The 12,227-nt window shown below is 67.4% G+C and carries 9 protein-coding genes, 4 tRNA genes and 1 pseudogene; all 14 read left to right on the top strand.

Annotated features, from left to right (window positions below; translation table 11 throughout):
• The first annotated feature begins 106 nt into the window (after positions 1–106).
• The 14 genes and pseudogenes from IB227_RS02465 to IB227_RS02400 all read left to right on the top strand — a co-directional run bounded on the left by IB227_RS02465 (position 107) and on the right by IB227_RS02400 (position 12,206).
• Positions 107–2,616, top strand: a pseudogene (locus IB227_RS02465) (DNA internalization-related competence protein ComEC/Rec2).
• Positions 2,510–3,175, top strand: a complete 666-nt coding sequence (locus tag IB227_RS02460) for a MotA/TolQ/ExbB proton channel family protein (RefSeq protein WP_192286179.1) — start codon at positions 2,510–2,512, stop codon at positions 3,173–3,175. Before IB227_RS02465 ends, IB227_RS02460 begins: the two are co-directional and overlap by 107 nt.
• Before the next feature lie 6 nt (positions 3,176–3,181).
• Positions 3,182–3,604 (top strand): biopolymer transporter ExbD, encoded by a 423-nt coding sequence (locus IB227_RS02455; protein ID WP_132864328.1) that lies wholly within the window; start codon positions 3,182–3,184, stop codon positions 3,602–3,604.
• Positions 3,601–5,346: a lipid A export permease/ATP-binding protein MsbA gene (gene msbA, locus IB227_RS02450; RefSeq protein ID WP_318639519.1), complete on the top strand. Its 1,746-nt coding sequence runs from the start codon at positions 3,601–3,603 to the stop codon at positions 5,344–5,346. Before IB227_RS02455 ends, msbA begins: the two co-directional genes overlap by 4 nt.
• Complete coding sequence (lpxK, locus tag IB227_RS02445; RefSeq protein WP_192286178.1) at positions 5,346–6,368, top strand: tetraacyldisaccharide 4'-kinase; 1,023 nt, start codon at positions 5,346–5,348, stop codon at positions 6,366–6,368. Before msbA ends, lpxK begins: the two co-directional genes overlap by 1 nt.
• A 69-nt stretch (positions 6,369–6,437) precedes the next feature.
• Positions 6,438–7,211, top strand: coding sequence for a 3-deoxy-manno-octulosonate cytidylyltransferase (kdsB, locus tag IB227_RS02440; protein WP_192286177.1), 774 nt, complete (start codon positions 6,438–6,440; stop codon positions 7,209–7,211).
• Entirely contained in the window at positions 7,208–7,693 is a 486-nt protein-coding gene (locus tag IB227_RS02435; protein WP_192286176.1) for a low molecular weight protein-tyrosine-phosphatase, read from the top strand. Before kdsB ends, IB227_RS02435 begins: the two co-directional genes overlap by 4 nt.
• Positions 7,690–9,111 (top strand): hypothetical protein, encoded by a 1,422-nt coding sequence (locus IB227_RS02430; RefSeq protein WP_192286175.1) that lies wholly within the window; start codon positions 7,690–7,692, stop codon positions 9,109–9,111. Before IB227_RS02435 ends, IB227_RS02430 begins: the two co-directional genes overlap by 4 nt.
• A complete protein-coding gene (uvrC, locus tag IB227_RS02425) occupies positions 9,108–10,955 on the top strand; it encodes an excinuclease ABC subunit UvrC (RefSeq protein ID WP_192286174.1) in 1,848 nt (615 codons plus the stop codon). Before IB227_RS02430 ends, uvrC begins: the two co-directional genes overlap by 4 nt.
• Positions 10,956–10,962: 7 nt before the next feature.
• Positions 10,963–11,589 (top strand): CDP-diacylglycerol--glycerol-3-phosphate 3-phosphatidyltransferase, encoded by a 627-nt coding sequence (gene pgsA / locus IB227_RS02420; protein WP_192286173.1) that lies wholly within the window; start codon positions 10,963–10,965, stop codon positions 11,587–11,589.
• Between the two features lie 29 nt (positions 11,590–11,618).
• A tRNA-Gly gene (locus IB227_RS02415) sits at positions 11,619–11,694 on the top strand.
• Positions 11,695–11,865: 171 nt separating this feature from the next.
• Positions 11,866–11,941, top strand: a tRNA-Gly gene (locus IB227_RS02410).
• A gap of 71 nt (positions 11,942–12,012) precedes the next feature.
• Positions 12,013–12,086 (top strand) — tRNA-Cys (locus IB227_RS02405).
• A gap of 44 nt (positions 12,087–12,130) precedes the next feature.
• Positions 12,131–12,206, top strand: a tRNA-Gly gene (locus tag IB227_RS02400).
• Positions 12,207–12,227: the final 21 nt, after the last annotated feature.

The raw sequence follows: 12,227 nt of genomic DNA, 5'->3' as shown, positions 1-12,227 counted from the left end.
TAGGGCGGTCCCCGGGTTCGCCCGACCGTGATGGCCCGGTTTGACCGATGGGGATGCATCGGGCCGCGGAACAGCATGCGCTCTGGGATGGTGGCTGGGCGAAGGCATGGACAACGTGGCCGAAGAGGCGTCCGGGCGCGAGGGCGTGCCGGTCCTGGGCAAGGCCGTGGCGGCGGGCTTCCTGCTGGGGGTCTGCGCGGTGGCCTGGGCGCCGGCACTGTTGCCATCGCCCCTGGGCTGGCTGGCGCTGCTGGTCGGGCTGCTGGGCTGGTGGCGCCTGCGGGGCCGCCGTTGGCCGGGGGCATTGCTGGCCGGCGTGGGCTGGATGGGGGTGCAGATGGGCAGCGGTCTGCAGGCACAGTTGCCCGCCACAATGGAGGGGCGGGAGTTCCTGGTGCGCGGCGAGGTAGTCAGCCTGCCCGAGCATGAGGTGCGCCGCACCCGGTTCCATTTCCGCGTGGACGACGACGTTGCCCAGCCGGCCGTGCTGCGTGGGCAGCGCCTCCAGCTGGCATGGTACGACCCGTTCGGTACTTCCTCGCCGGGGAGGCGGCTGGAGCTGCGGGCGGGGGAGAGGTGGCAGTTGCAGGTCCGGCTGCGTGCGCCGCGGGGCTTGAGCAACCCTGGCGGGTTCGACGCCGAACGGCATGCGCTGGCCTTGCGGCTGGTGGCCAACGGTGTGGTGCGCGTGCTGCCTGCACCGCGGCGGTTGGCCACGGGCACGGGGTTGCAGGCATGGCGTGAGGCGGTCAGTGACCGTATCGCCGGCAGCGTAGGGGCCGGGTCCGCGCGCTATGTGCAGGCACTGGCGTTGGGTGATACACGCGGCCTGGGCGAGCTGGATTGGCAGCGCCTGCGCGCGACCGGCCTGACCCACCTGATCGCGATCTCCGGATTCCACGTCGGCATGGTCGCGGTCTGCGGCGCATGGCTGGTCGCCGGGATGTGGTGGTTGCTGCCTGGCCTGGGACGTTGGTTGCCGCGGCTGCAGGCGGCGGCCATCGGGGCCTTCCTCGTGGCACTGGTCTATGCAGCGGCAGCGGGCTTCGCGTTGCCGACGGTACGTACGGTGCTGATGATCGGGGTGATCGTGCTGGCCCGGCTGTGGCGTCGTCCGGTCAGTGTGACCGGAAGCCTGGGGCTGGCCGCGTTGGCCGTGCTGTCGGTGGATCCCTTGTCGGTACTGGTGGCCGGATTCTGGCTGAGCTTCGCCGGCGTTGCGCTGTTGGCCGCATGCCTGCCGGAGCGGCTGCACTGGCTGCGGGGATTCCTGTCGGCGCAATGGGTGGCGACGCTGGGGCTGTTGCCGCTGACCGTCCTGCTGTTCGGACAGGCCTCGGCCGTGGGGCCATTGGCCAATCTGGTCGCCATCCCGTGGTGGAGCCTGGTCGTGGTGCCGTTGGCATTGCTGGGAACAGCCGCCGAGGCGCTCTGGACCGGGGCCGGTGCGCTGCCGTGGCAGGCATCAGCGTGGTGTTTTGATCTGTCGTGGCCGCTGTTCGAAACCCTGGCCGATAGCCGCCTGTCGCTGTGGTGGCTGCCGGAGCCGGCGTGGTTCGCACTACCGCTGGCGTTGTTGGGGGCACTCTGGATGCTGTTGCCGCGCGGTGTGCCGGGGCGTGGACTGGCACTGCTGCTGTGGTTGCCCCTGTTGCTGCCGTGGCGTGAGCTGCCCGGCGACGGTGAGTTCGAGATCGTGGTGCTGGATGTCGGCCAAGGGCTGTCGGTGCTGGTGCGCAGCCGTGCGCATGCCCTGCTGTACGACGCCGGGCCGGCCGTGCGCGATGGCTTCGACGCCGGCGAACGGGTGGCGGTACCAGCATTGCGTGCATTGGGTGTGCGTCGGCTGGACCGGTTGGTGCTCAGCCATGGTGATCATGACCATGCCGGCGGGGCGGCGGCGGTGCAGGCGGAGATGCCAGGAGTGCCGTTGCTGGGGCCGCCGGGCATGCCCGGGGCGGAAGCAGCAGCTTGCGAGGCAGGGCGGCAGTGGCGGTGGGACGGGGTGCAGTTCGAGTTCCTGCATCCTGCCGCCGGCTTCCCCTACCTGCGCAACGAGTCCAGCTGCGTGTTGCGGGTTGGCGGTCCCTACGGCGTGGCCCTGCTGACCGGCGACATCGGTGCGGTGATCGAACAGGGGCTGGTCAGGCGCTCGCCGCGCGCGGTGCGGGCCGATGTGGTGCTGGTGCCACACCACGGCAGTGGCGGGTCGTCGACGCGAGCGTTCATTGCCGCCACCGGCGCGCGCTTGGCCGTGGTATCGGCCGGGCACGCCAACCGGTTCGGTCATCCACGTGCGGACGTGCGCGAGCGCTGGCAACGCAGCGGGGCTGAACTGCTGGAAACCGCAGGCAGTGGCGCGGTGCGGGTGTGGCTGGGGAAAGGGGGTATCCAGCTTCGTGAAAGGCGGATCTGGCGCTCACGTGGCTGGGATGCCGCGGAGCGGGCGCGGGCGGCTGCTATCCTATCGACCAGCAAACAGGCGGCCATCGAGCCGGAGGGTTGAAACGTGTGGGAACTGGTCAAGGCTGGCGGCTGGCCGATGCTGCCGCTGCTGCTGTTGGGTGTGCTGGCTTTGGCGATAGTCCTGGAGCGTTTCTGGAGCCTGCGGCGTAACGAAGTGCTGCCGCCCGGCCTGGGCGAGGAGGTCCGCAACTGGGCAGCGCGCGGCAAGCTCGACGCCTCGCACATCGCCTCGCTGCGCGCCAATTCCCCGCTGGGTGCCCTGTTGGCGGCCGCGCTGGAAGCGCGCAACCGGCCGCGTGAGCAGATCCGTGAGCGCATCGAGGACACCGGCCGTCACCTGGTGCATCGGATGGGCCGCTTCCTCAATGCCCTGGGCACCATTGCCTCGGCCGGTCCGCTGCTGGGCCTGCTCGGCACGGTGGTCGGCATGATCCAGATGTTCCTGGGCATCCTCGACCATGGCGTGGGTGACGTGAACCAGCTCGCCGGCGGCATCGGCAAGGCGCTGGTGTGCACCGCGACCGGCATGATCGTGGCGATCCCGGCATTGATGTTCCACCGTTACTTCCGTGGCCGCATCGACGGCTACGTGATCGAGATGGAGCAGGAAGCCAGCGCCTTGCTGGATTCGCTTGATGGCCGACCGGCGGTGATGGCGGCGGCCAAGGGCGTGGCCGCACAGAAGCCTGCCGCGACTGCAAAGGCCTGAGCCCCGATGCGCATCCGCGAAAACCGCCACTCGGATGAGCCGCATATCGATCTGGTTCCCCTGATCGACGTGATCCTGGTGTTGATCATCTTCTTCGTGGTCACCACCACGTTCGATGCGCGTTCGACGCTGCAGGTGCAGCTGCCGACGGCCAGCGACCAGAAGAACAGCGCGCCGCCGCGCTCGCTGAGCGTGCTGGTCAATGCCGACGGCCGTTACTTCGTCAACGACCAGGAAGTGCTGCGCACCGACGTGGAGTCGCTCAAGCAGGTGTTGGCCCAGGCCGGCGGCGATGACCGCGAGCAGACCGTGCTGCTGCGCGCCGACGCGCGCACGCCGTACCAGGCCGTGGTGACCGCGCAGGACGCACTGGGCCAGCTGGGCTTCCGCCGCATCGCCATCGCCACCGCGCCGGAAGTGAAGCAGTGAGCGTCGAAGACTCCGCCTGGCATACCTATCGGCGTCTGCTGGGCTTCGCCAAGCCGTATCGTGGGCTGCTGTTGCTGGCCGGCCTGGGCATGCTTGTGGAGGCAGGCGCGGGCAGCTACTTCGTCCTGATGATGAAGCCGGTCACCAACAGCCTGGTGAACCCGACCGAGATCAATATCTGGATGCCGCTGGCGATCGTGGGCCTGTTCATGGTGCGCGGCATCGCTGGCTACCTGACCGATATCGGCATGGGCAAGGCAGCGCGCAGCATCGCCCGCGACCTGCGGGTGAAGGTCCTGGGCAAGTACCTGCGGCTGCCGGGCCAGCGCTTTGACAACGAACCGGTGCCTTCGATGCTGGTGCGGCTGGGCTCGGACAGCGACCAGGTCGCCCAGGCTGCGGTGGACGCGATGAAGGTCGTACTGCAGCAGTCGCTGCAGGCCCTGGGCTCGTTGATCGTGATGCTATGGCTGAGCTGGCAGGTGACGCTGGCCATCTTCGTGCTTGCCCCGCCCTTGGCATGGGTGATGAACAAGGTCGCCAAGCGCTACCGGCGCATCAGCCACCGTATCCAGGAAAGCGGTGCCGAGCTGCTGCAGGCCGCGGACCAGACGCTGTCGGCCAACCAGGAAGTGAAGATCTACGGTGCCCAGCAGAACGAGTTGGAACGCTACGAGAACCTGGCCAACACCAACCTGCGCCTGGCAATGAAGGTGGAGGCCACGCGCAGCATCTCCTCGGCGATGGTGCAGCTGATGGGCTCGGTCGGATTGGCGGCATTGCTGCTGATCGCCAGCCATGAAGCGGCGGCCGGACGCCTGACCGTGGGTGACTTCGTAGGCCTGATGATGGCGATGATGGCCATCATCCCCGCGCTCAAGCAGCTGACCAACGTGCAGAACATGACCCAGCGTGGCATCGCCTCGGCGCAGCGGCTGTTCACCGTGCTGGATGCGCAGGACGAGCCCGACAGCGGAACCGTGCCGTTGCAACGCGCGCAGGGGCTGTTGGAGTTCCGTGATGTCACCGCCCGGTATCCGGGCCAGCCGCGACCCGCACTGGAAGACATCAGCTTCATCGCCAAGCCCGGCACCGTGACCGCCATCGTCGGCCGGTCCGGCAGCGGCAAGTCCACGCTGATCAAGCTGATCCCGCGCTTCTACGAGATCGAGGCCGGTCAGATCCTGTTGGATGGTCATCCGTTGCAGGACTACAGGCTGGCCGACCTGCGCCGGCAGATCGCCCTGGTCGGCCAGCAGGTCACCCTGTTCAACGGCAGCATCGCGCAGAACGTGGCCTACGGCGAACTGCACAAGCGCAGCGCCGAACAGGTGGATGAAGCGGTTGCCGGTGCCAATGCAATGGAGTTCGTCGAGCAGTTGCCCGAGGGCCTGCAGGCGCAGGTGGGCGCCAAGGGCGGCAAGCTCTCCGGCGGCCAGCGCCAACGCCTGGCCATTGCCCGCGCCATGCTCAAGGATGCCCCGATCCTGATCCTGGACGAAGCCACCGCGGCGCTGGACAACGAGTCCGAGCGACTGGTCCAGGACGCCTTGCAGAAGCTGATGCCTGACCGCACCACGCTGGTGATCGCGCACCGGCTGTCCACCATCGAGCATGCCGACCAGGTGCTGGTGATGGACCAGGGGCGCATCGTGGAGCGTGGCACCCACCAGCAGTTGCTGGCGCTGGGTGGGCTGTATGAGCACCTGTACCGCATGCAGTTCCGGGAGAGCCAGGACTGATGGAGAAGCGAGGCCCGCAGACCCCGGGCTGGTGGTACGACGACGCTCCGGTACCGCTGGTGGCCCGTGTGGTTGCTCCCTTGTATGGCGCGGTCTCCGGCCTGCGTCGGTGGTTGTACCAGCGCGGCTGGTTGCGGCGCCGGCAGGTGCCGGTGCCGGTGATCGTGGTCGGCAACATCACTGCTGGCGGTACGGGCAAGACGCCGTTGACCATTGAACTGGTCACGCGCCTGCGTGAAGCCGGCTGGAAACCTGGCGTGGCCAGCCGCGGCTATGGCCGCGATGACGCCGGCACGGCACGCTGGATCACCCCGGACATGGAGCCGGCATTGGGTGGCGATGAGCCGGTGCTGATTGCCTGGAAGACCGGCGTGCCGGTGCGCGTGGACCGTGATCGGGTCGCGGCGGCCAAGGCTTTGCTGGAGACCGGTTGTGACGTGGTTGTCTGTGATGACGGCCTGCAGCACTACCGGTTGGCGCGCGATATCGAGATCGAAGTGGTGGACGCGGCGCGCCGCTACGGCAACGGCCGCATGATGCCGGCCGGGCCCCTGCGCGAATCGGCCGCGCGCGCGCGCGATTGCGACTTCCGCGTGGTCAACCTGGGCCAGGCCAGCGATGCGCCGGAGCAGGCGGTGGCCTCCGGCTTCGGTGAATGGGCCATGCGCCTGCGCATCGATACCGCCCATCCGCTCAATGGTGGACGGGACCAGCCGTTGCAGGCCTTCGCCGGCCAGCGCGTGCATGCCGTGGCCGGTATTGCCAATCCGCAGCGGTTCTTCCAGATGCTGCGTGCGCGTGGCATCGGTGTGGTGCCGCATGCCTTCGCCGACCACCATCGTTACCAGGCCGGTGACCTGTCCTTCGGCAGCGAGTTGCCGGTGCTGATGACCGAGAAGGATGCGGTGAAGTGCCAGCGCTTCGCCAATCGCTGGCACTATGCGGTACCGCTGCAGGCCGAGCTGCCGGCCGCGTTCTGGGTGGCGTTGCTGGACCGCCTGGGCAAGCTGGCACGCGGGTGAAGGGCAGGTGCCCGAGGGCACCGACGGTGTACGCGCTGGCGCGTTGGTCGCCGCATGCAAGGAGTTCAAATGAAGCAGGTTCCCGAGTTCGTCGTGGCCATCCCGGCCCGTTATGCCTCCACCCGACTGCCCGGCAAGCCGCTGGCGCTGATCCACGGCGAGCCGATGGTGCTGCATGTCGCGCGACGGGCACTGGATGCCGGTGCTCGCGAGGTCTGGGTGGCAACCGACGATGCGCGCATCGCCGATGCCGTCGCCGGACTGGACGGCATCCATGTCGCGATGACCGATCCCGGCCACGCCTCCGGCACTGATCGTCTGGCCGAATGTGCGCGGCAGGCCGGGTGGGCGGACGACGTGATCGTGGTCAACCTGCAGGGCGACGAGCCGTTCGCCCCGGCGGTGGGTATCCAGGCCGTCGCCAGCGTGCTGGCCGACAGTGGCGCGCCGATGTCGACGCTGGCCACCCCGGTCGAGGACGCGCCGACCCTGTTCGATCCGAACGTGGTCAAGCTGGTGCGGACTGCCGGCGGCGACGCGTTGTATTTCAGCCGGGCGCCGATCCCGTGGCATCGGGATGCGTTCGCGCGCTCGCGGGACGAGCTGCCGGCCGGCAGCTGGCTGCGCCATATCGGCATCTATGGCTATCGTGCCGGCTTCCTGCAGCAGTTCGCGGCGATGCCGCCGGGCATGCTGGAACAGGTCGAATCGCTGGAGCAGTTGCGGGTGTTGGAGGCCGGGTTCCGGATCGCGGTGGCGTTGTCACCTGCACCGTTCCCGCCCGGCATCGATACTGCCGAGGACCTGGCCCGTGCCGATGCCCTGATGCGAGGAGCGCCTTGAAGCTGTTGGTGGTCTGCCTGGGCAACATCTGCCGTTCGCCGATGGGCGAAGGGGCCCTGCGCGCCCGCATCGCGCAGGCGCGACTGGACTGGATCAGCGTGGACTCGGCGGGAACCTCCGGCTGGCACGCCGGCGAGCCGCCGGATCGACGCGCGGTAGCCTGTGCGCGGCGTCACGGCGTGGACATTTCGAGCTTGCGTGGTCGCCAGCTGCGCCGCGAGGATTTCTTCGATTTCGACTACATCCTCTGCGCCGATCATGACAATCTGGCCGAGGCCCGGGCGCTGGCCCCCGAGCATGCGCGTGAACGCGCGGTGCTGTGGCTGCCCTGGGCCGGTATTGCCGGGGCCACGGTGGTGCCCGATCCGTATTACGGTGGGCAGGAGGATTTTGAACAGAGCTGGGCGCTGGTCGATGCCGCCGCACGGGCAACTGTCCAGCGCCTGTTGCGGCGAGACGACTCCGGCATAATCCCGACATGAACGAAAAACGCCTACTGGAACTGCCCAAGACCGGCATCTGGCTCAACGCCGCCCCCGCTACCCTGCAGGAACTGCGGGGTTGTCCTGTGGCGCTCGCCTTCGTCAACGGCGCGTCGATATGGTCGATGCAACGCCTGGCCGAGGTGACCGGCTGGCAGGCGCGCAATCCGGGTCGACTGCAGCTGGTGGTGGTGCAGGTGCCGCGTTTCGAGTTTGAACGTGAGCCACAGCAGGCGTTGAAGCTGCTGCGCCGCCAGGGCATCTCGGCCCCGATCGTGCTGGATGCGCAATGGGATGCCTGGCGTGCGTTCGACGTGCAGTCATGGCCGACGCTGGTGCTGCTCGATGCATACGGCGAGGAACGTGAGCGTCTGGTGGGCGGTGGTGCCGGCGGCGACACGGAACGCGTGTTGAACGCGCTCTGTGATGGCGTGGCGCAACCGTTGGACGACGAGGCCTACGGCGCCCGCGAGATCAACCCGGAGCCACGCCTGCCGCTGCGCTTCCCGGCCGGCCTGGCGGTCGCCGAAGAGCGCCTGTATGTGGCTGATACCGGCAACCATCGCATCCTGGAGTGCAACCACGCCGGTCGCGTGCTGCGCCAGTTCGGCCTTGGCAGCGCCGATCTGATCAACGGCGGCGTGGGTGAGGCGGCCTTCAACCGGCCGCAGGGACTGGCGCTGGTGCGTGACGTGCTGTACGTGGCCGACACCGGCAACCACGCCCTGCGTCGGATCAACCTGAGCAGTGGCCAGGTCGACACCCTGTGCGGCACCGGACGCGTGGGCGACCCGCGCGCCGGGGTGCTGGCGCAGCCATGGGACAGCCCGCTCAACCACCCGGCCGACGTCGCCGTTGCCGACAACCAGGTCCACATCGCCATGGCCGGCGACAACCATATCTGGAGTTATGACCTGGGCACCCGCGAGCTGCGCTGGCGCTCGGGCGCAGGCTCGGTCGAAGTACGTGATGGCAGCGGTCACCTGGCCGCGTTCGCGCAGCCGACCAGCGTGGTGGCGGTGCAGCAGACCCTGTACGTGTGTGATTCGCTGGGCTCGGCGATCCGCTCGGTGCAACTGCGCAACGACCTGGTGCAGACCCTGGTCGGGCAGGGCCCCTGGGAATCGGGCAACGTCGACGGCCCGCGCCTGAACGCCCGCCTGCAGTTCCCGATGGCGATCGCCAAGGGACCGGACTCGCCAATGCTGTGGATCGCCGATTCCGGCAACGGTACCTTGCGTACCCTGCGCCTGGGCGGCGGCGACTTGGCCACGGTCAACCTGCCACGGCGCCTGCACGGGCCATGCGCGCTGGGCCTGGCGGCCGGCGCGATCTGGATCGCCGAGACCGATGCGCATTCGGTGCTGCGTTTCGACCCGCTCAGCGGCGAGCTGAGCGACGTGCCGATCGAAGGATGAAGCAGGAAAGCCTCCCCGCGTTCGATGGCAAGGCCTTTGCGGCGGCGCTGAGTACCGCGCCCGGCGTGTATCGGATGTACGCCGCCGACGACACCCTGCTGTACGTCGGCAAGGCCGGCGCGCTGCGCAAGCGCGTGGGCAGCTACTTCAACGGCTCGCCCAAGAGCACGCGCATCATGATGATGCTCTCGCAGGTCGCGCGGATGGACGTCACCGTCACCCGCACCGAGGCCGAGGCGCTGCTGCTGGAAAACCAGCTGATCAAGTCGCTGACGCCGCGCTACAACGTGTCCCTGCGCGACGACAAGACCTACCCGCAGGTGCTGCTGACGCGCGAGCAGTGGCCACGCATCGCCCTGCACCGTGGCCCCCGGGCGATCCCCGGGCGCTACTACGGCCCCTATCCGGGCGTGGGTGCGGTCCGCGAGACGCTGAACCTCATGCACAAGCTGTTCAAGCTGCGCAGTTGCGAGGACAGCGTGTTCCGCAACCGTTCGCGGCCGTGCCTGCAGTACCAGATCGGCCGCTGCAGCGCGCCCTGCGTGGAACTGGTGCCACAACAGGACTACGACGAGTCGGTGCGCCAGGCCGCGATGTTCCTGGAGGGCAAGAGCGACCAGCTGGCCGACGAGCTGGTGCAGTCCATGCAGCAGGCCAGTGATGCCTTGCAGTTCGAGCGTGCCGCGCGCCTGCGTGACCTGGTGGCGTCGCTGCGTAGCATGCAGAACCGCCAGTACGTGGACGGGCGTGCGGCGGACCTGGACGTGCTGGCCTGTGCGACCCAGGGCGCCAGTGCCTGCGTGATGCTGCTGGCCTTCCGCGATGGCCGCAACCTGGGGACACGCGCGTTCTTTCCGCGCACCAATGGCGAGGACAGTGCCGAGGAAGTGCTGGCGGCATTCGTCTCGCAGTACTACATCGAGCACGGCCCGCCGCCGGAAGTGCTGCTGGATCGTGAGATCCCCGATGCGCAGATGATCGAGGCTGCCCTTAGTGCCTCGGCCGAGCGCAAGGTGGCGCTGAAGTGGAACGTGCGCGGTGAACGCGCCGGCTATGTCGAGCTGGCCAGCCGCAATGCGCAGATCACCCTGATCGCGGAGATGGACAGCCGTGGTGCCCAGCACGCACGCAGCGAGGCGGTGCGGGACATGCTGGGGCTGCCCGAGCCGGTCAAGCGCGTGGAGTGTTTCGACATCAGCCATACGATGGGCGAAGCGACGGTGGCCTCGTGCGTGGTGTTCGACGCGGCCGGCCCCGTGCGTGCGCAGTACCGGCGCTACAACATCACTGGCATCGAACCCGGTGACGACTACGCCGCCATGCACCAGGCCATCGATCGCCGTTTCCGGCGCGCGGTGGAGGAGGGCGGCGTGCTGCCCGACGTGCTGCTGATCGATGGTGGTGCCGGCCAGTTGACGCAGGCGCAGGCCGCCTTGGCTGACCTCGGCGTGGAAGGGGTGATGCTGGTGGGCGTGGCCAAGGGCGTGGAACGCCGGGCCGGCCACGAGGCATTGGTGCTGCCGGACGGGCGCGAGATCCGCCCGGGTGCGGCTTCACCGGCGTTGCAGTTCATTCAGCAGGTGCGCGATGAAGCGCACCGCTTCGCCATCACCGGCCACCGCGGACGGCGGCAAAAGGCGCGCATGACCAGCAAGCTGGAGGATATCCCCGGCATCGGTCCGCGCCGTCGCGCCAACCTGCTCAAGCATTTCGGCGGCATGGCCGGGCTCAAGGCCGCCGGTGAGGCCGAGATCGCACGGGTGGAAGGCATCAACGACGCCCTGGCCGCGCGTATCTACGCTAACCTTCATGGTCTGTCGGTATCCGATTCGGCAGCGGAGTAACGTTTCAATGAAATTGACCATCCCCACCTGGCTGACGCTGCTGCGGATCCTGATGATCCCGGTGTTGGTCCTGGTGTTCTATCTCCCGTACGCTTGGACCAATTTTGCCTCGGCGGCGATCTTCGGCCTGGCGGCCATCACCGACTGGCTGGATGGCTGGTGGGCCCGGCGCTACGAACAGCATTCCGCGTTCGGCGCCTTCCTGGATCCGGTGGCTGACAAGCTGATGGTGGCCGTGGCGCTGTTCCTGATCGTGCAGGGGCATCCCACGCCGTGGATGGCGTTCTGGGCGGCGGTGATCGTCGGCCGGGAGATCGCGGTGTCGGCGTTGCGCGAGTGGATGGCCGAGATTGGCCAGCGTGCCAAAGTGCGGGTGGCGATGATCGGTAAGGTCAAGACCACCGCGCAGATGGTCGCCTTGTTGTGCCTGCTGTATTCGGTGTCGCCAAACACGCCATTCACCGCGATCTGGATGGGGGCGCCCATTTTCCATATCGGGGATTGGATGCTGGCGATCGCCGCGTTGCTGACGCTGGTTTCCGGCGTGCAGTACCTGCATGCCGCCTGGCCCAGCCTGCGCGAAGACGAGCGGGTGGCACGCGAACAGACCCGGAAAAAGGTGGTTGACAGGTAGGCGAATGCATGTAGAATTTCGCCTCCCAAGCGGGAATAGCTCAGTTGGTAGAGCGCAACCTTGCCAAGGTTGAGGTCGCGAGTTCGAGTCTCGTTTCCCGCTCCAATGTCGAGAAGAATGTTGTTTTCGACAGGATGCGTGAGGGGTTTTCCGGAGGTGCTGGCAAGCCCGTCCGAGGGGCCTTGCGGAGTGCGATAGCCCTCCGGTCGCTGTGAAGAAATTTGTTAAAAAGCTGGTGCAATTGTTACGAAGTCTGTAGAATGCACGGCATCCCAAGCGGGAATAGCTCAGTTGGTAGAGCGCAACCTTGCCAAGGTTGAGGTCGCGAGTTCGAGTCTCGTTTCCCGCTCCAAAATTCCGAAAAACCCCTGAAGGGGTTTTTTAATGGTCAGAAGGTTCTTCTGGTCAGCCTGTAAAGAGTTTGGCCTGGTAGCAGAGTGGTTATGCAGCGGATTGCAAATCCGCGTACGCCGGTTCGATTCCGACCCAGGCCTCCATTCAACGTCCCGAGCAATCGTGACGAGTTGTAGAAAAAAAACATGCGGGAATAGCTCAGTTGGTAGAGCGCAACCTTGCCAAGGTTGAGGTCGCGAGTTCGAGTCTCGTTTCCCGCTCCAGTAGAAGAAAAGCCCCGCTGC

This window comes from Stenotrophomonas sp. STM01, assembly GCF_014852135.1.
Classification (GTDB): Bacteria; Pseudomonadota; Gammaproteobacteria; order Xanthomonadales; family Xanthomonadaceae; genus Stenotrophomonas; species Stenotrophomonas capsici.
Note: the sequence above shows the minus strand (reverse complement) of the source record. Positions and strands in the feature narration are given on the sequence as shown.

What these genes read in the sequence shown, in the direction of transcription:
- IB227_RS02455 (WP_132864328.1), top strand. Translation starts at nt 3,182, where the DNA reads ATGCGCATCCGCGAAAACCGCCACTCGGATGAGCCGCATATCGATCTG.
- lpxK (WP_192286178.1), top strand. Translation starts at nt 5,346, where the DNA reads ATGGAGAAGCGAGGCCCGCAGACCCCGGGCTGGTGGTACGACGACGCT.
- kdsB (WP_192286177.1), top strand. Translation starts at nt 6,438, where the DNA reads ATGAAGCAGGTTCCCGAGTTCGTCGTGGCCATCCCGGCCCGTTATGCC.
- IB227_RS02430 (WP_192286175.1), top strand. Translation starts at nt 7,690, where the DNA reads ATGAACGAAAAACGCCTACTGGAACTGCCCAAGACCGGCATCTGGCTC.
- uvrC (WP_192286174.1), top strand. Translation starts at nt 9,108, where the DNA reads ATGAAGCAGGAAAGCCTCCCCGCGTTCGATGGCAAGGCCTTTGCGGCG.
- pgsA (WP_192286173.1), top strand. Translation starts at nt 10,963, where the DNA reads ATGAAATTGACCATCCCCACCTGGCTGACGCTGCTGCGGATCCTGATG.